This is a genomic window from Kitasatospora sp. NPDC036934 (assembly GCF_055608425.1).
Genome location: NZ_JBVJQR010000004.1, coordinates 242,800 through 261,239 on the forward strand (window position 1 = coordinate 242,800; position 18,440 = coordinate 261,239).

At 71.8% G+C, this 18,440-nt stretch carries 13 protein-coding genes and 1 pseudogene; 6 read left to right on the forward strand and 8 right to left on the reverse strand.

Annotated features, from left to right (window positions below):
* Positions 1-60: 60 nt before the first annotated feature.
* From ACZ7BZ_RS08520 to ACZ7BZ_RS08550, 7 genes are all read right to left on the reverse strand, one after another.
* On the reverse strand, positions 61-2,463 hold the full coding sequence (locus ACZ7BZ_RS08520) for a Dyp-type peroxidase (RefSeq protein WP_470357706.1): 2,403 nt from the start codon (positions 2,461-2,463) through the stop codon (positions 61-63).
* A 51-nt stretch (positions 2,464-2,514) separates the two neighbouring features.
* Positions 2,515-4,440, reverse strand: a complete 1,926-nt coding sequence (locus ACZ7BZ_RS08525; protein ID WP_470357707.1) for a galactose oxidase-like domain-containing protein — start codon at positions 4,438-4,440, stop codon at positions 2,515-2,517.
* 236 nt (positions 4,441-4,676) lie between these two features.
* Positions 4,677-5,906 (reverse strand): acyltransferase family protein, encoded by a 1,230-nt coding sequence (locus tag ACZ7BZ_RS08530; RefSeq protein ID WP_470357708.1) that lies wholly within the window; start codon positions 5,904-5,906, stop codon positions 4,677-4,679.
* A gap of 26 nt (positions 5,907-5,932) precedes the next feature.
* Complete coding sequence (locus ACZ7BZ_RS08535; RefSeq protein ID WP_470357709.1) at positions 5,933-7,054, reverse strand: alpha/beta hydrolase; 1,122 nt, start codon at positions 7,052-7,054, stop codon at positions 5,933-5,935.
* 120 nt (positions 7,055-7,174) lie between these two features.
* Entirely contained in the window at positions 7,175-7,849 is a 675-nt protein-coding gene (locus ACZ7BZ_RS08540) for a response regulator (protein WP_380460568.1), read from the reverse strand.
* Positions 7,846-9,150 carry a sensor histidine kinase gene (locus ACZ7BZ_RS08545; protein ID WP_470357710.1) on the reverse strand — a complete coding sequence of 435 codons (1,305 nt, stop codon included), beginning with the start codon at positions 9,148-9,150 and terminating at the stop codon, positions 7,846-7,848. Before ACZ7BZ_RS08545 ends, ACZ7BZ_RS08540 begins: the two co-directional genes overlap by 4 nt.
* A 146-nt stretch (positions 9,151-9,296) precedes the next feature.
* Positions 9,297-9,971, reverse strand: coding sequence for a TetR/AcrR family transcriptional regulator (locus ACZ7BZ_RS08550; RefSeq protein WP_470357711.1), 675 nt, complete (start codon positions 9,969-9,971; stop codon positions 9,297-9,299).
* Between the two features lie 215 nt (positions 9,972-10,186).
* On the opposite strand from ACZ7BZ_RS08550, the gene ACZ7BZ_RS08555 reads away from it, so the two are divergent.
* The 4 genes and pseudogenes from ACZ7BZ_RS08555 to ACZ7BZ_RS08570 all read left to right on the forward strand — a co-directional run.
* Positions 10,187-11,791 (forward strand): MFS transporter, encoded by a 1,605-nt coding sequence (locus ACZ7BZ_RS08555; protein WP_470357712.1) that lies wholly within the window; start codon positions 10,187-10,189, stop codon positions 11,789-11,791.
* A gap of 322 nt (positions 11,792-12,113) precedes the next feature.
* A complete protein-coding gene (locus tag ACZ7BZ_RS08560; RefSeq protein ID WP_470357713.1) occupies positions 12,114-12,479 on the forward strand; it encodes a hypothetical protein in 366 nt (121 codons plus the stop codon).
* A gap of 34 nt (positions 12,480-12,513) precedes the next feature.
* Positions 12,514-13,293 carry a hypothetical protein gene (locus tag ACZ7BZ_RS08565; protein ID WP_470357714.1) on the forward strand — a complete coding sequence of 260 codons (780 nt, stop codon included), beginning with the start codon at positions 12,514-12,516 and terminating at the stop codon, positions 13,291-13,293.
* A 46-nt stretch (positions 13,294-13,339) separates the two neighbouring features.
* Positions 13,340-13,561 (forward strand): annotated as a pseudogene (locus ACZ7BZ_RS08570) (IS5/IS1182 family transposase); the annotation flags it as partial.
* Positions 13,562-13,803: 242 nt separating this feature from the next.
* Here the strand turns inward: ACZ7BZ_RS08570 and aceE are convergent.
* Positions 13,804-16,554, reverse strand: a complete 2,751-nt coding sequence (aceE, locus tag ACZ7BZ_RS08575; RefSeq protein ID WP_470357715.1) for a pyruvate dehydrogenase (acetyl-transferring), homodimeric type — start codon at positions 16,552-16,554, stop codon at positions 13,804-13,806.
* 517 nt (positions 16,555-17,071) lie between these two features.
* Between aceE and ACZ7BZ_RS08580 the strand changes: the two genes are divergently transcribed.
* Together ACZ7BZ_RS08580 and ACZ7BZ_RS08585 are read left to right on the forward strand one after the other, a co-directional pair.
* A complete protein-coding gene (locus ACZ7BZ_RS08580) occupies positions 17,072-17,515 on the forward strand; it encodes a DUF3052 domain-containing protein (protein ID WP_380463919.1) in 444 nt (147 codons plus the stop codon).
* A gap of 366 nt (positions 17,516-17,881) precedes the next feature.
* The gene (locus ACZ7BZ_RS08585; protein ID WP_470357716.1) at positions 17,882-18,340 is read left to right on the forward strand and encodes a peroxiredoxin; all 459 of its coding nucleotides are present in this window, start codon (positions 17,882-17,884) and stop codon (positions 18,338-18,340) included.
* The last annotated feature ends 100 nt before the right edge of the window (positions 18,341-18,440 follow it).

Genomic DNA, 18,440 nt, shown 5'->3' on the forward strand with positions numbered 1-18,440 from the left:
GTGCGGGTCGGCACACCGGGGGCACGCGTCCGGAGAGTGGGTCCGGAGGGTGGGACCGGCTCAGCCGAGCGAGGCCCAGTTGTCGCAGGTGCGGTCGCCGTCGACCAGCCGGTCCGGGTGGCCGCTGCCGTCGGCGATCGAGATCCGGCGGTAGCTCTGGCCGCAGAACACCCAGAACTCGCTGTTCCCGCCGACCCGTTGGCGGTCCGGGACGGGCAGGAAGCAGTCCACCCGGCTCAGGCCGTTCAGCGAGGACCACTGGGAGAGCTCGCGGTCGGTGCGCTCGCGGACGTCGGTGTGGGCGGAGCCGTCGGCGATCGAGATCAGCCGGTACTGCTGGCGGCCGCTGGTGGTGTGGAAGCACCAGTACCAGCTCTTGCCGCCGACCCGCTGCTGGTCCGGCACCGGCAGCCAGCAGTCGACCTGGCCGACGCCGCTGAGCGAGCCCCAGTAGGTGAGGTCGCGGTCCGGGCGCTCCAGGGCGGTGGTGTACCGGCCGCCGGCGCAGGTGATCGAGACCAGCCGGTACTGCTGGCGGCCGATGGTGCTGTGGAACACCCAGTACCAGCTCTTGCCACCGGGGTCCTGCTGGTCCGGTACGGGCAGCACGCAGTTGACACGGCCGACGCCCTGGAGGCAGGTCCAGCAGGTCAGCCAGGCGTCGTCCTCGACCTTGCGGTCGGTGTGGGCGGAGCCGTCGGCGACCGAGATCAGCCGGCAGCGGTCGCCGTGGAAGGCCCAGTACTGGCTCTGGCCGTTCCGGCGGTACTGGTCCGGGACGGTGACGAACTCGTCGCAGGGGTAGGCCTTCACCGGCTGCGGCTTGGGCAGGCCGCCGGTCTGGGTGCCGGTCTGGCCACCCGTCTGGGTGCCGGTCTGGCCGCCGTTCTGCCGGCCGACCGGGGTGAGCCGCCCCTCGCAGAGCCCGCGCAGGATGCTCAGGGACGGCATGAAGGCGTACACCGAGCCGGTGGTCCGGACGAACTGCGCGAAGCTCAGCGGGGTGTGCTCGATCAGGCCGCTCGCGTCCCGGCTCTCGAAGTCGACCGGGGTGATCTCGCGGCTGTCCGGGTCCAGGCAGTTCTGGGTGACCGGGTCACGGCCCGGTACCGGACGGGGTTTGGCGTGCCCGGGCGGGGTGTTCCCCTGGCTGTCCCGGTTCGGCGGGAAGTTCGGCTGGTCCATCCAGTCGACCTGGATGAACTCGAACTGCCGCTGGATGTCCGCCTGGTAGCAGATGAACAGCAGGCCGCGCGGGTCGTCGGGGCCGCCCGGCCCCTCGGAGGCCGGGTCGAACGGGGCGCCGTACGGGGTGCCTCGGCGCATGATCCGCCGGCCGTTGAGGTCCTTTGCGTCGAACGGGGTCTTGTCCGGGGCCTCCTGGAGGCCGGCGCGTGGTTCGGTCTTGCGCAGGTGCGACCAGAGCGGGGTGACCAGGCCCTCCGGGTCGTCCCGGAAGGTGAAGTCGTTGTCCTTGGCGGCGTCCGGGTTGTTCGGCACGTCCCGGTCCGGGTGCTTGCAGACCGGTGCGCCGGAGCGCCAGCGGCCGACCATCCGGGCGGCCAGCCACTCCGTGGTGGCGTGCTCCGGGACGGCCTTGGCGCTCCTCAGCTCCTCCAGCTTGACCGCGACCTGCGACCACCAGCCGGGCACGTCCTGGGCGAGCCGGCGGATCACCTGGAAGGAACCGTCGCGGGCCCACTCGGGGTACTGGCTCGGCGGGCCGCTGAACTGGTCGTTGGGCAGCCCGCAGATGAACTCGCCGGCCGGGATCAGCCGGGTACCCGGGTGGCCGTCCACCTCGTCCGGATTGCTCGGGTTCGGCTGGTCGAAGCCCCGGATGCCGGGCTCGCTGATGCCGTCCTTGAAACCGAAGTGCTCCTTGCCGCGCCGACTGCCCAGCAGGGTCTGGGCGTTCTGCTGGTAGACGATCAGCACCCGGCACTCGGCGGCGGCGATCCGCTGGGCCTCGATCGCCGACTGGAGGTCCCGCTCGGTGTCCGCGGAGATCTTCAGCACGGCGTGGATCGGCTGGTTCGTGCCGTTGCCGAACAGCCAGGTCTCCGGGCGGTTGTCGCCGGTGTCGCCGAGGGCGCCCGCCCGCTTGGCCGAGCCGTCCTTGAAGGCCTCCAGGCCGCCGCCGACCGGTGGGGGCGTGGGGAACGGATCGCTGCCGGCCAGCATCCGCATGCCCTCGTAGGTGAAGCTGACGCCCAGCCAGGTGGCGGTCAGCGACTTGGGGTCGTCGCCGCCGGCGGCCTGTTTGGCCTCGCTGAACCGTTCGTTGAACGCGGCGACCTCGCGGGTGGTGGAGATCTGCGGGGTCAGCCGGCGCAGCCAGTCGCGGGCCCGGGCGGCGTCCTCGAACTTCAGGAACAGGACGCTGACGTTGTCCTTCTTGAAGCCGGCCAGGATGTCGCCCTGGATCTCCTCGCTCTCGCGCAGGCTCAGATCCGTGGTCATCGTTCTCGGGGTTCCTTTCGGGGTGCAGGGGGGATCGGGGGGCAGGGGGGATCAGGCGGAGGGGCCGAGCTGGACCCACTGGGCGACGCTGGGTACGCCCTTGTCGCTGAGCAGGAAGAGCAGGTACCAGCCGGGCGGGGCGGCCTTGGCATCCGGCGGGGCCTGGAACTCCAGCCGGTTGCCGGCCCGGCTGGTGAGCCGCAGGTCGACGTAGCGCTGGCTGGTGTTGACCGAGTGGGTGGAAGTGGTCGGCGCCATCAGGACGGCCCTGCCGGCGAGGGCCGGGGTGGTGCTGGTGACGGTGAACTTCCTGTCGTAACCGATCGGCGCGGTGGGCGCGTTGGCGAGTGCGGGCCGGTCGCCCTGGTGCAGGTAGGGCGGTTCGTAGATCTCGATGGTGCCGTTCATGGTGATCGGGCCGGAGGTGCCCGGGACGCCGTCGACGGTGCCGTTGATGTCCGTGTTGTTGGCCATCTGCTGGAGCTCGTCGCCGGTCACCATGACCCGGCCGTCCGGCAGCACCACCGCGTTGGAGTGGTAGCCGCGCGGCAGCCGCTGGACCGGGCCGAGCTGCCAGTCGCCCTGGTCGTCGCGCAGTTCGATCTGGCGGTACTTGAGGTCGGCGTTGGGGTTGTACGGGCCGTTGCCGTAGTCGCGGATGTCGTAGGCGCCGTTGACCGTCATCAGTCGGCCGTTGGGCAGCAGCAGGGTGTCGTCCTGGGTGCGGCCGAAGGCGCGGGACTTGTCGGCGGTCCAACTGCCGTTGGAGAAGCGCAGGGTGCTCGGGTTGTCGCGGTCGCCGCCGAGGATCAGTGCGGAGTCCGGGCCGTTGGCTCCGCCGGGCAGCATCACGGCGGAGCCGTAGTTGCGCTTGCGGCCGTCGGGGCGGGCGGTGAGGTCGGTGCGGGTCTCGGCGACCGGGTCGAACTTCCACTGCTCGTCGGCCGCGCGGCCGAAGCCGTAGACGTTGCCGTCGTTGAGCGAGAACAGGTGCGGGTAGTCGAAGCTGAACGGCGCGTCTACCTTGAACCGTTCGACCGGGGTGTTGGCGGGGGTGTCGGTCTTCTTCACCGGCACCGGGAAGGCCTTGGCGGGGAAGCGCTCGACCACCGGGGTCGGGGTGCCGTAGCCGAGTTCGGACTGGCCGGACATGATCAGCTGCCGGCCGTCGGCGCCGGTCACCACCGAGGGGTACCAGCGGCCCACCGACATGTCGGGGTTGCGGGTCCAGGTCTCCGTCCACGGGTCGAAGACCAGCGAGAGCTTGGCGCCGGTGCCGCCGTTGCCGCCGAGGTTGCCGCCGAAGACGCCGAGCATGCCGTTGGGGAGGAAGGAGTGGCCGGAGCAGAAGAACGGCACCGGGCGGGGCTCGTTCAGGCCGTCCGGCATGTCCGAGACCGGCGGGTTGACCTGCTTGAACGCGTCCTTGCCGGTGCCCTTGGCGGGATCCCAGAGGAAGGCCCGGCCGGCGTTCTCCTTGCCGGTGGTCTGGGTGGGGGCGGGCTCCTTCTCCGGGTTGGTCTCGATCCGTTCGAAGGAGAACAGCAGCACCTTGCCGGTGGGCAGCAGGGCGACGTGGTCGCCGAAGTCGGGGGACGGGAAGTACTCCTTGAACGCGCCCCAGGTCTCCGGTGCGAAGGCCTTGTTGTGGTCGGCCTGGGAAGCCGTCAGGGCGTTGTACCGGTTGGTCCGGGTGGTCTGCGGGTAGTCGCCGATGCCGCGGACGGCCGCGCGCATCCGGGCGTGCTCCTCGGCGTGCTCCTGGCCGAGGGCGGCGACCTCGTCCTGGCGCAGATCCTCGGCGATCCGGCGGGAGTCGACGTGCGGGGCGAGGTCGTCCCCGCCGTGGGCGAGCGCCGGGGAGGCGGCGCCCAGCAGGGCGCCGGCGCTGACGGCGAGGACCACGGCGGTGGTCGGCAGCCGGCGGCCGGCCCGGGACCGGAGCCGGGGCCGCAGGCGCGGTGGGAACGGGGACATGGGTCTCCTAGGGTGGGAGCGTTCCGGGGAGGGGCGGCGAATGCGGACGGACGGGCCGTGGGCGGGCGCGGGTCCAGCGATGGTCGCCGACCGTCACACGACATCACAGTGCGTGGTGGTTCGCATGCGGATGCACCCCTTGGGGCGGTCGCCGCTCCAGGGGCGCCTCGGAACGGCCGCAGGGGCGCGGACCGGTCGGTCCGCGCCCCTGTCGTGCCCTGATCGCCCGGCGTGCGTCACACCACTCCCAGCGCGTACGCGGCGAACAGCGCCGCGGCCGTGCCGGCCAGCGCCTTGCCGGCCCGGGAGAAGGACGTCCAGGGCCCGTCGAAGCGCCGGGTGAACCACCCGATCGCCACCAGGGCGGCACCGAACAGCGGGAGCAGGGCCAGCCGGGCGACCACCCAGCCGAGCGAGTCCGGTGCGGTGGTCAGGCCGGGAACGGCACCCAGGCCGGCCGCGCCGGGCACCGCCACGGCGAGCATCGCGCTCTGGTGCCAGCAGAAGATCGTCATCGCCGACAGGTTGACCACCACCACCGGCAGCCACAGCAGCGGACGGCGGCTCAGCAGCCGGCCCAGCCGCTCCCGCAGCAGCACCGCGGCGCCGCACTGCGCCGCGGCCAGGGCGAGCACCAGCAGGGACGGCGGGTGCGAGTTGGTCCGCTCGACGCCCGGCACCCCGACCATGCTGGCCGGGTAGTGGAACACCACCAGCAGGACGGCGAACAGCGCGCCGCCGCCGAGTAGCAGCACCCGAGCCGCCGACCGGCCGAGCCGGCCCTGCGCCCACAGCACGCCCAGCTGGTAGCCGAACATCCAGCCCGGCAGCAGGTTCAGCAGGCCGAGCCAGGAGGGCATCGCGTCGGCCCACGGCCCGTACCGCAGCAGGTCGACGGTCGCGACCGAGGCCACCAGCAGGGCCGCCGACCAGCCGCCGAGCCGCCGTCCGAAGGCCGTGCAGAGCGGGGTGAGCGCGGTCAGTGCCAGGTACACCCCGATGTACCAGAGCGGCTGCACCACCAGCGTCGCCCCGGTGCGCAGGGTGTCCGCGGGCACGCCGAGCCGGGGCAGCAGCGGGATCAGCAGCGCCCACACCGCTGTCACCCCGAGCACCGGGCGCAGCAGCCGGACCGTCCGGGTCCGCAGCCAACTCCCGTACGACAGGCCCTTCTCCCGGGCCCGCTCCAGCGAGCGGACCGAGGAGTGACCGCCGACCAGGAAGAACACCCCGAGCATCTGCAGCACCCAGCTGGCCGGGGCGAGGAAGCCGAGCGAGGAGAGCGGGCTGGCGTTGTGCAGGGCGCCGTCGGGGGAGAGGGTGAGGCCGCCGAGCATCCAGTGGCCGATCGGGACGGACAGCAGGGCGAGGGCGCGCAGCCCGTCCAGGGCACGGTCGCGGCTCTCGGGGGTCTTCGCGTCGACCTTCTCGGCGGCGCGGCGCAGGGTGGTGAGCGGGTGGGCCATGGCGGTGCTCCTTCCAGTAGGGGGCTTCAGCGGCCGAGCGCGATGGCGGCGTAGGCGGCGAGCGAGGCGGTGCCGGGGGCGAAGTAGCCGGTGTGGCCGTGAGATCCGGTGGAGGGCAACGGGCGGGCGCCGAACCCGGGGTCGGTCGGGTCGGTGCCGTGGCCGAGGCCGAGGAACCGCACGTTGGGCACGTCGCCGATCCAGTCCGAGTCGTTGCGGGTGGTGGCCCAGAGCGGGACGCCCGGGTCGAGGTCCGCGGCCGAGTCGACGCCCATGCCGGGCGAGCCGAGCACCACCAGGCCGGAGGCCCGGGCGGGGGTGGGGCGGGCCAGGCCGCAGACCACCGAGCCGTAGCTGTGGCAGAACACGGTGGCCGGGGCCTCGGGGCGGGTGCTGACGGCGAGTCCGTCGAGCAGCCGGTCGAGGCGGGTGGCACCGGCCCGGGCGAGGTCCTCGGTGGCGGCGTCGACGCCGAGGCCGAGCGGGGTGGTGTAGCCGGCCCAGGCGATCACGGCGGTGCGTCCGTCGGTGGCCTGGTGGAGGGCGCGGGCCATGCCGGCGGGGGTGCCGTACGGCTCGGTGGCGCGGTCGAAGGTGAGCAGGTCGATGTCGGAGCCGGGGACGACCACGGCGGTGCGCGGGGCGGTGGCCAGGTCACCGAACACCTCGGCGACCTGGCCGCGGCCGCGCGGGTCGAAGGCGAGGATCTGCCGGCCGCCGTCCAGCAGGGTGCGGTAGCGCTCGGCGCGGGTGCGGGCGGCCTGGTGGTCCTGGGGGGTGAGGGCCGGGTCGACGGCCCGGGCGAGTTCCCGGTCGCGTTCGGCGGTGAGGGCCAGGGTGTTGGCGCGGTACCGGAGTTGGACCGGGGCGCCGTCCAGGTTGCCGACCACCAGAGGGTGCCGGGCGGCCAATGCGTTCTGCTGTGCTGGCGTCAAGTCGGCGAAGAAGGAGGAGACTTGGGCGGGCGTGTTGGTGGCCGGGTCGGGCGGTCGGAGGCCGAGCGCGGTGTCGGCGGTCCAGCCGGCGCTGTCCGGCGGCGGGCCGGTGAGGGCGGTCTGGGTGTCGGCGGCCCAGCCGCCCGCGCCGAGCACCACCGCCAGCGCCACCGCGGTGGCGGCGAGCGCCCGCTTGGTCCGGAACCTGCGCATGTCCGTGTTCTCCCTCGTCCGTTCGGCTTCCGACGAGGAGGAAGGTAGGAATGCGACGGCCCCGCGGACGTCACTCCGCGGGGCCAACTCCCGGGTGCTACCCAGGTAGTACTCGGAACGTCACTGACCTGGCGTCACCAGACCGGACTCGTAGGCCAGCACCACCGCCTGGGCGCGGTCGCGCAGGTCGAGCTTGCCGAGGATGCGCCCGATGTGGGTCTTGACGGTCTGTTCGGCGAGGACCAGCTGCGCGGCGATCTCCTGGTTGGACAGCCCGCGGGCGATCAGCTCCAGCACCTCGGTCTCGCGCGGGGTCAGGCCGTTGAGTCGCAGCTTGGGGTCGCGGCGCTTGGCGGGCCGGTTGCGGGCGAAGTCGGCGATCAGCCGCCGGGTGACGGAGGGGGCGAGCAGTGCCTCGCCGGCCGCGACCACCCGGACGGCGGCGATCAGGTCGGCCGGCGGGGCGTCCTTGAGCAGGAAGCCGCTGGCCCCGGCGCGCAGCGCCTCGTACACGTAGTCGTCGACGTCGAAGGTGGTGAGCATCAGCACCTTGGGTCGGTGGGCGCCGGGGACCGCGGGGTCGAGCAGTCGCCGGGCGGCCTCCAGGCCGTCCATGACGGGCATCCGGACGTCCATCAGCACCAGGTCCGGGTGGGTGCGGCCGGTGACCTCCAGGGCCTGGGCGCCGTCCGCCGCGTCCCCCACCACGTCGATGTCGCTCTGCGCGTTGAGCAGGGCGGCGAAGCCGGCCCGCACCATGGCCTGGTCGTCGACGATGATCACGCGGATGGTCATGCGGGTGTCTCCTGGGGTGGGTCGATCGGCAGGACGGCGGCCACCTTGAAGCCGCCGTCCGGCAGCGGGCCGGTGTCCAGCCTGCCATCGACCAGCCGGACGCGTTCGCGCATTCCGACCAGGCCGTGACCGGTGCCCTCGACCGAGGCCTCCAGCGACTCGGTGCGCTGCGGCGGGGGCGCGTTGACCACGGTGAGCCGCAGTTCCGGGCCGTCCGCCGAGAGCGACACCCAGGTCCGGGCGCCGGGGGCGTGTCGGACCACGTTGGCCAGCGCCTCCTGCACGATCCGGTAGGCGGAGAGGCCGACGGCCTGCGGCACCCGGTCGGCCAGCCCCTCGTCCACGGTCAGTTCGGCGGGCACCCCGGCCCGCCCCACCGTCTCAACCAGCTGGGCGAGTTGGTCCACTCCCGGCTGCGGGGCGGTCTCCCCGCCGGTGTCCTCGCTGCGCAGCACCCCGAGCAGCCGGCGCATCTCGGCCAGCGACTCGCGCGCGGTGCCGGCGATCGCGGTGAACTCCTCGGCGGCGTCGGCCGGGACGCCCTCGATCCGGTACGGCGCGCTGGCGGCCTGCACCGCGATCACCGACATGTGGTGGGCCACCACGTCGTGCAACTCCCGGGCGATCCGGGTGCGTTCCTCCAGCAGGGTGCGCCGCTCGCGCTCCGCTTCGCTGATCTGCTCCTGCTCGGTGAGCAGCCGGCGGGCGACGGCGCGGTCCCGGACGGCCCAGCCGAGCAGCAGGACGGCGCCGCTGAGCGCGATCAGCAGCACGGTAGTGCCGTCGCCGGCCCGGGGCAGTCCGAGGGTGGTGGTGAGGATGGTGAGCAGGACGGTGGCGACCCAGACCGCGATCACGGTGGCCCGGCTCTCCCGCAGTCCTAGGGCGAGCAGCAGGAAGAGGTACGCCAGGATCATCGGCGCCGTCCACGGCCAACTGCCCGCCAGCTGGTGCTGGTGGGCGGTGATGACGGCGGTGGTGACCAGGGCGACGGCGCTGATCCACCAGGCGGCCAGCGGCCGGGTGACGGCGAGGAACAGCGGCGTTGTCTGGGCGATGGTGAGCGCGGCGGCCACCGGCAGCACCAGGCCGTAGAAGTCGACCAGGTTGGCGATCCCGGTGGGGATCAGCGAGGCCTGGAGGATGATCACGACGGCGTACGGGAGCCGGCGCACCCAGGGGCGGCGGGAGTTCCCGAGCAGCGGGGTGTCGTCCTCGCTGGGGGTGGTGAGGTGGTGCCGCAGGGTGCGCAGCTGGCGGAGGGCGAACCCGCGGGCGTCGGCTTCGGTGAGCGTCTTCATCGCGGGCCAGCCTAGGAGGGCGGGCCCGCGCGGGGCGTCGGACTGGAGCGCGAACTTCCGGGGGCTACTGCGGTACGGGGTGATACCCGGGTATGACGGCGGCGCCGGGCGGGCGGGTGCCGTCGTCGGGAGGCGCGGGGGAGGCGCTACGGCTGCCAGTGGCCGGCCAGCGCGGGGCCGAGCTGGTCGAAGTAGCGCTCGATCACGGCGACCATGCCCTCGGGTCCGGCCGGTTCCTGTTCGGCGGTCCAGGACAGGTGGGCGGAGCGCAGCAGGCTGCCGAAGACGGCGGCGAGCACGACCGGGCGCAGGTCCCGGGCCGGGTCGATCCCTTCGCGTTCGGCGAGCACCTGGCCCACCAGCCGCTCCTGTTCGGTCACCCGGCGCAGGTGGGCGGCGAGCAGCGGCGGGGTCTCCTCGATGATCCGCAGCAGTTCCAGGGCGCTGCTGATCGAGCCGGGGCCGGAGGTCCGGGCGTTGCCGAGGTCGCGCCAGGCCTTGACGATCGAGGCGCGCAGGGCCTGGAGCGGGGTCTCCTCGGCGGGGCGGTGGCGCAGGCACTCGATGAAGTAGTCCTCGGCGTCGGCCATCACGGCGAGGGCGACCTCGTCCTTGTTCGCGAAGTAGCGGAAGAAGGTGCGCTGGGAGACGTCGACGGCGGAGGCGATCTCGTCGACGGTGGTCTTGGCGAAGCCCTGGCTGAGGAAGAGCATGTGGGCGGCCCGGACCAGGGCGTCCCGGGTCTGCTGCTTCTTGCGCTCCCGCAGACCGGGTGCCCGGTCGGCGTCCGGCGCGGTGGGGTGGGGGGTGCGAGCGGCCATGGCGGGGCCTTCCGGGCGCTGGTGTGGCGAGTGGGAGCACAACCTTAGCGGCCTGACAAATGTCAGTTCAGGTCAGAAGTCATTGTTTGCCGATTGTCAGTGACTGACATAATCTGCCGAAGTGGCGCTCGTCGGCCGGGCACTCGTGGGGACGGGTGGGTCGGCGCAGCGCCACCGTCACGTTCCGATCTCTGTCACGCCCCCGGAGGGCCCAGATGAGTCAGTCCGTCGTCAAGAACTCCGAGGCGGACGCACCGCCACCGCCGAATCCGACGTCGGGGGGAGGGTTCAAGGGACACCCCTGGCTGACCCTGCTGACCGTGGCGGTCGGCCTGATGATGGTCGCCCTGGACGGCACGATCGTCGCCATCGCCAACCCGGTGATCCAGGAGAAGCTGAAGGCCGCGCCGTCCGAGATCCAGTGGGTCACCAGCGGCTACCTGCTGGCGCTCGCGGTCTTCCTGATCACCGCCGGCAAGATCGGTGACCGCTTCGGCCACAAGAGCACCTTCCTGGTCGGCGCGGTCGGCTTCGCCGCCACCTCGGCCGCGATCGGCTTCGCCGGCAACATCCAGACCGTGATCGCCTTCCGCGTCCTCCAGGGCTTGTTCGGCGCGCTGCTCCAGCCGGCCGCGCTCGGCCTGCTGCGCGGGGCCTTCCCGGCCGAGAAGCTCAACATGGCGATCGGCATCTGGGGCGGGGTGATCGGTGCCTCCACCGCGGCCGGCCCGATCGTCGGCGGCCTGCTGGTGGAACACGTCAGCTGGGAGTCGGTGTTCTTCATCAACATCCCGGTCGGCCTGATCGCGGTCGCCCTCGGCCTGTGGATCCTCAAGGACGTGCGGGCCGAGAACGCCGCCAAGTCCTTCGACGTGCCGGGCATCGCGCTGCTCTCGGTCGGGATGTTCGCGCTGGTCTTCGGCATCATCAAGGCCCCCGAGTGGGGCTGGGGCGACGCCCGGACGCTGCTGCTCCTGGGCGGCGCGGTGCTGCTGATGGTGCTCTTCGCGCTCTGGCAGGGCCGGGCGAAGGAACCGCTGATCCCGCTCAGCCTGTTCCGCTCGGTGCCGCTGTCGGCGGGCGTGCTGCTGATGGTGCTGATGGCCTTCGCGTTCTTCGGCGCGATCTTCTTCGTGACCTTCTACCTGCAGAACGTGCACGGGATGAAGCCGGTCGACGCCGGCGTCCACCTGCTGCCGATGACCGGCATGATGATCGTCGGCTCGCCGCTGGCGGGCATCGCGATCGGCAAGCTCGGCCCGCGCGTCCCGATCACGGCCGGGATGCTGATCACCACCGCCGCGATGTTCGGCATGTCCACCCTGGACACCGGCTCCGGCACCGGCGTGATGTCGCTCTGGTTCGTCCTGATGGGCCTGGGCATCAGCCCGGTCATCGTCGGCGCCACCGAGGTCATCGTCGGCAACGCCCCGCTGGAGCTGTCCGGCGTGGCCGGCGGCCTCCAGCAGGCCGCGATGCAGGTCGGCGGCAGCCTCGGCACCGCCGTGCTGGGCGCCCTGATGGCCGCCAAGGTCGGCGACGTGCTGCCCGGCAACTGGGCCGAGGCCGGCCTGCCGCCGGTCGAGGGCCCGCAGGCCGAGGGCCTCAAGCAGGCCGCCCAGCTGGGCATCACCCCGCCGGCCCCGCCCGGCACCCCGCAGCAGGCGGTGGACGCGATGGCCGGCGCCGTGCACCAGTCGTTCGTCAGCGGCATGTCGCTCGCCTTCGCGGTGGCCGCCGTGGTCGCCTTCGGCGCCGCCCTGCTCGCCCTGCTGACCCGCCGCGGCGAGACCGACGCGGGCCCGGCCGTGCACATCTGAGTCCGCACGCCACGGCCCCGGAACTCCTCCGCGGAGTTCCGGGGCCGTCGTGCTGCTCGGGCCCGTCGTGCTGCCCGGCTGTTCTTGGTCGGTCATGGGGGAGCCGCAGTCAGTGATACGGGAGCGACTGGTACGACTCACCGAGAGTCAGCGGGCCGAACTGCTGGCAGACTTGGGTGCAAGGCGCCTTACGCCACGGAAGGCGCCTTTCTGGGATCAGTTCGCCGCGATCATGAAGCTCCCGAGCTTCGTCGAACACCGTTTCTCCCCAAGGTGATTCGACTACGCTTGCGAGCCCAAGATCGAACGACAGGGGGCACCCATGCCGTACGAGGCCGGAACGAGGGTCACGCTGACCAGGGATGCGCAGGTCACCGCAGGTGACACCGCGACCAGGGACGGCCTCCCCGGTCCGCTGTTCCTCGCCGAGGGCCTGGCGGGAACGGTCATGGGCTCGACCACGGAAGCCGGCCGCGCGGGCCAGGACTACCTCGCGGGCTTCGATCAGCAAATTCGCGGCCATCGGTTCGACGCGTTCGCGGCGAGCCTGATCGATGACCTCCGCCAGAACGTCGCCCGGGTGGGAGCGCCCAACGCCGGAGCGGGCGCTCGGACGACCTACCGGGTGCGCTTCGACAACGGGTTCGTCCTTGACGGTCTCGCAGAAGGCTGGCTGGCCCGAGCCTGAGCACCTGCCACCCTCACCACCACCGAGGAGATCCATGGCCGACACCGTCACGTCACTGACCGCCCGCGTGCACGATCTTCAGGTGGTGGTCATGACCCATGGCCTCACCCCGCGGGGCGTCGACGTCGTCGCCGGCCTCCACGACATCGTCGTGCGCGCCTCGGCGCTCGGCCCCGACGGCAGGTGGCTCGTCGCGTCGGGGCACTCGGGCCTCGGTGGTCTGGCCATCGCACAGGGGCAGGTGGATCAGGGCCTCCTCCACTTCGACGCCGCCGTGGCGAACGGGTTCAACGACTGCGTGGCGTTCCACATGCCGCTCGTGCGCCCGCTGCACCACGACCCCCGGTTCCGGGCCCTGTACGAGCGGATGCGCGTCACCCCGGCCGACCTCGACGAGTTCCTCTGGCTGCACCGGGAGATGCAGATCATCGCGCGGGAGGCCCAGCAGGCGACCGTCGACAACATCGGCCGCCTCGACACCGGGGCCTCGCTGCTCCCGCAGGCCCCCATGCCGACCCGCGAGCCGAACACCCCCGGGGTGCTGATCACCCGCCTCGACCTCGCCGCCACACAAACCGCACTGCGACGGGCCGCCGTGAAGGCGGACTTCCAGCGCAGCGCCGGCAATGTCAGCCTCAGCCTCATCGACGACTCGTGGGACCACACCCGTGCCAGGCGCGACGCCTGGCACGCCGACGATCTGGACACCCGACGCGAACAGGCCGCCGCAGCCCGGGCCTTCGTCGAACGCCCGGGCATCGGCACCATGCTGATCCCCTGCCCACCGCTGGGCTCGATCGTCTACCCGTCCTGACGAGGGACAAGCGCCCGCGCGGGGAGTCGACCCCTCCGACGTCCTGCGCACCATTCGTCGACGCCTCAAAGAGTGGTCCCAGCAGGGGATTTCGCAAACGCTGCACGCTCTGGCCCTGGACGCCTGCGACCGGATGATCGGCCTCGACCTGGGCGAGATCTCGGTGGACGGCTGCATCACCTAGGCCCCGCCCGGCGGGGCGAAGGGCGGCCGTTCGCCGGTCGACCGGGGCAAACAGGGCCTGAAGCGCTCCGCTGCCCGTGACGCCCGCTGACCCGCCGCGGCGAGACCGACGCGGGCCCGGCCGTGCACATCTGAGCGCGCCCCTGACCGGCGGCCCCGGACTCCGTGGGGGAGTCCGGGGCCGCCTCTCCTTCGCTCAGGCCCGGGTCGCCACCAGCGGTACCGGACCGGGTCGGTGTCGCTGCCGTCGTCGGAGGCGAAGACCACCGAACGCCGAAGGGGCCGGACTCCGCACGGAGTCCGGCCCCTTCAGGCGCTAGCGGGTGATCAGGCGTCGCCGCCGGCGGCGCCCGGGTCGGCCGCGGCCACGTCCAGCAGCTGGTAGCGGTCGATCGCGTCCTTCAGCACCGAACGGTCGACCTTGCCCTGCTTGGCGAGCTCGGTGAGCACGCCCAGGACGACCGACTGGGCGTCGATGTGGAAGAAGCGACGGGCCGCGCCACGGGTGTCGGCGAAGCCGAAGCCGTCGGCGCCCAGCGACTGGTACTGGCCCGGCACCCAGCGGGCGATCTGGTCCGGAACGGCGCGCATCCAGTCGGACACGGCGACGATCGGGCCCTCGGCGCCCTGGAGCTTCTGGGTGACGTACGGCACCCGCTGCTGCTCCTCGGGGTGCAGCAGGTTGAACTCCTCGGCCTCCACCGCGTCGCGGCGCAGCTCGTTCCAGGAGGTCGCGGACCAGACGTCGGCCTTGACGTTCCACTCCTCGGCGAGGATGCGCTGGGCCTCCAGGGCCCACGGCACGGCCACGCCGGAGGCGAGGATCTGGGCCGGGATCTGGCCGGCGGTGCCCGGTGCGTACTTGTGCAGACCCTTGAGGATGCCCTCGACGTCCACGTTCTCGGGCTCGGCCGGCATCTTGATCGGCTCGTTGTAGACGGTCATGTAGTAGAACACGTCCTCGCCGTGCGGGTGCTCGGCGCTGGAGCCGTACATCCGCCGCAGACCGTCCTGGACGATGTACGCGATCTCGAAGCCGTACGCCGGGTCGTACGCGACGACGCCGGGGTTGGTCGAGGCCAGCAGGTGCGAGTGGCCGTCGGCGTGCTGCAGGCCCTCACCGGTCAGCGTGGTGCGACCGGCGGTGGCGCCGATCACGAAGCCGCGGGCCAGCTGGTCGGCCATCTGCCAGAACTGGTCGCCGGTGCGCTGGAACCCGAACATCGAGTAGAAGACGTAGACCGGGATCAGCGGCTCGCCGTGGGTCGCGTAGGACGAACCGGCGGCGATCAGCGAGGCGGTGCAGCCGGCCTCGGAGATGCCGTCGTGCAGCATCTGGCCGGTCGGCGACTCCTTGTAGGCCAGCAGCAGGTCGCGGTCGACCGACTCGTAGGTCTGGCCCAGCGGGTTGTAGATCTTCGCCGACGGGAACAGCGAGTCCATGCCGAAGGTGCGGTACTCGTCCGGCGCGATCGGCACGAAGCGGTTGCCGATGCCCTTGTCCCGCATGAGGTCCTTGAGCACCCGGACGAACGCCATGGTGGTGGCGATGGTCTGGTTGCCGGAACCCTTCTTGACCGCCTTGTACGCGTCGTCGCCGGGCAGCGCCAGCGGGCGCGGGCGCACCTTGCGGGTGGGCACGAAGCCGCCGAGGCCCTGGCGGCGGTCGTGCATGTACTGGATCTCCTCCGAGTCGCGGCCCGGGTGGTAGTAGGGCGGGTAGCCCTCGTCCAGCTGCTTGTCGGTGATCGGCAGGTGCAGCCGGTCGCGGAAGCGCTTCAGGTCCTCGACCGTCAGCTTCTTCATCTGGTGGGTGGCGTTGCGGCCCTCGAAGTTGGGGCCGAGCGTCCAGCCCTTGACCGTCTGGGCCAGGATGACCGTCGGCTGGCCCTTGTGCTCGCGGGCCGCCTTGAACGCCGCGTAGATCTTCTTGTGGTCGTGGCCGCCGCGACCCAGGTGCTGGATCTGCTGGTCGGTCATGTTCTCGACCATGGCGCGCAGGCGCAGGTCGCCGCCGAAGAAGTGCTCGCGGATGTAGTCGCCGGTCTCGGTGGCGTAGGTCTGGAACTGGCCGTCCGGCGTGGTGTTCATCTTGTTCACCAGGACGCCGTCGCGGTCCTGCGCGAGCAGCGGGTCCCAGGAGCGGTCCCAGATGAGCTTGATCACGTTCCAGCCGGCACCCCGGAACTGGGACTCCAGCTCCTGGATGATCTTGCCGTTGCCGCGGACCGGGCCGTCCAGGCGCTGCAGGTTGCAGTTGACCACGAAGGTCAGGTTGTCCAGGCCCTCACGGGCGGCCAGCGACAGCTGGCCGAGCGACTCGGGCTCGTCCATCTCGCCGTCGCCGAGGAAGGCGTAGACCTGCGAGTCCGAGGTGTCCTTGATGCCCCGGTGCTCCAGGTAGCGGTTCATCCGCGCCTGGTAGATCGCGCCGAGCGGGCCGAGGCCCATCGAGACGGTCGGGAACTCCCAGAAGTCCGGCATCAGCCGCGGGTGCGGGTAGCTGGACAGGCCGTACGGGGCCTTCGACTTCTCCTGGCGGAACGCGTCGAGCTGCTGCTCGGTGAGTCGGTCCAGCAGGAAGGCACGGGCGTAGATGCCGGGGGAGGCGTGACCCTGGAAGAAGATCTGGTCGCCCGACTCGCCCTCGGCGTCCTTGCCGCGGAAGAAGTAGTTGAAGCCGACGTCGTACAGCGACGCGGAGGAGGCGAAGGTGGCGATGTGGCCACCGACGCCGATGCCCGGGCGCTGCGCCCGGGAGACCATGACGGCCGCGTTCCAGCGGGTCGCGTTGAGGATCTTGCGCTCGATCTCCTCGTTGCCGGGGAAGAACGGCTCGTCCTTGGTCGCGATGGTGTTGACGTAGTCCGTGCTGCGCATCTCGGGCACGGCGACACGCTTCTCGCGGGCGCGCTCGATCAGCCGCAGCATCAGGTAACGGGCACGCTCACGCCCCCGCTCGTCGATAGCCGCATCGAGCGACTCCAGCCATTCCGCGGTCTCCTCGGGATCGAAGTCCGGGACCTGACTCGGAAGGCCGCCAATGATGATCGGGTTGCGATCGGATCCGGAAGCCACGCTGTTCCTTCACTGTCGGTCGAAACTGAGGTGTGTCGCGCCGCCTCCATCGTGCTACCGCGCTCGGAGATCCGTCATCTCTACCGATCGGTAACCGTTCCGCCTGGTGGGCGGAACGGTCTGGTGGCGCGCGTCGCGGGCTTCTTCGTCCGCTCCGAACACCCCCGGGTGTTACGAAAAGAGGTGGTCCGACCTGGTGTCCCGTCCACCCGATGGCGGGCGGCCGGGGTGAGGGCCAACAGGAGACTCTACGCCCGCGCACGCGCGGACCCCGAATGCCGTTCGCATCTCGGGCACGCGTACGGCCTGTGGGCCGGGACCACCCGAAGCATCCTTGTCCCACGCAGAGAAGGGCAAATCGGTGTGATTCCCGACACGTCGACCGGCGTGTTCCGGTGTGGCACGTCAACCTTTGGAGGGGATCGGCGGTCGGGTACTTGCGCGAACCGCCGCGCCCGTGTGGACTACGGCAACAGCCTCGGCATGGACGCCGGGCCGAATACTGGAGGTTATTCCCGTGAGCGCGACCGCGGACCCCGCGGACAAGTCCAACAACCCGGCGACCCGTCTGAACTTCGAGGAAGGTCAGATCGTCCAGGAGCTGGGGTACGACGAAGACACTGACCAGGACCTCCGCGAGGGCATCGAGGAGATCACCGGGACGGAGCTCGTCGACGAGGACTACGACGACGTCGCTGACGCCGTCCTGCTGTGGCACCGCGACGACGACGGGGATCTCACCGACTCCCTCGTCGACGCCCTGGAGTACCTGGCCGAGGGCGGTCTGATCTGGCTGCTGACGCCCAAGACCGGCCGGGACGGGCACATCGAGGCCTCCGAGATCGCGGACGCGGCCCGCACCGCCGGTCTGTCCCAGACCAGCTCGATCGCGGTCGCCAAGGACTGGGCGGCCACCCGCCTGGCCACCAAGTCCACGGCGAAGCAGCCCAAGCAGCGCTGAACGGGCCCCTGAGCCCCTTGCCGGGCCCCGTCGGAGGGGATTCTCCTCCGGCGGGGCCCGGCGCTTTTCGTGGGCGGGTCCAAGGGCTTCCGCGGGTGGGGCAGGGGGCCTTCCGGGGGCTTTCCGGGGGTGCGGCCGGGGCTTTCAGGTGGGGCTCCGGTGGGGTTCCGGTGCCGGTCCGGTGCGGGTTCGCCGGGCGGTCCGGTGCGGGGTCCGGGAGCGCCGATGCGTTCGCTCAGAGCGGAAGACGTGGGCCGCCCGACGAGCCGGGTCATCCGTTCGGCTCAACGCCGGTCAACGGATGCGAGGATGTCGCCTGCCGGGCCGCGCGCCGCCCGGCCCGCCCGCGTCAGGAAGGTCCCGCACATGGCCATCGAGGTCGGCACCCCGGCTCCGGACTTCGAGCTCCGCACCCAGCACGGGGAGACGGTCCGGCTGGCCGACTTCCGCGGCCGCAAGCACGTCGTCCTGGTCTTCTACCCGTTCGCCTTCACCGGCGTGTGCACCGGCGAGCTGGGCGCGATCCAGCGCGAACTGGCCGGGCTGCAGAACGACGACGTCCAGGTGCTCGGGGTCTCCTGCGACTCGCAGTTCTCCCAGCGGGTCCTCGCCGACCGGGAGGGCCTTGAGTTCCCGCTGCTGGCCGACTTCTGGCCGCACGGCGAGGTCGCCCGCGCGTACGGCGTCCTGGACGAGGAGAAGGGCTGCCCGCTGCGCGGCACGTTCGTGATCGACCGGGCCGGCACGGTGCGCTGGAGCGTCGTCAACGGCCTCCCGGACGCCCGGGACGAGCGGGAGTACCTGAAGGTCCTGGCCGGCCTCTGAGGCCCCCGGGGCGCTCCTGCGGAGCCGTCGCAAGCCCCGCCGGGCCGTCGCCGACCCGCGGGGCGCACCGCGACGCACCGGCACCGCCCGTTCGGGCGTG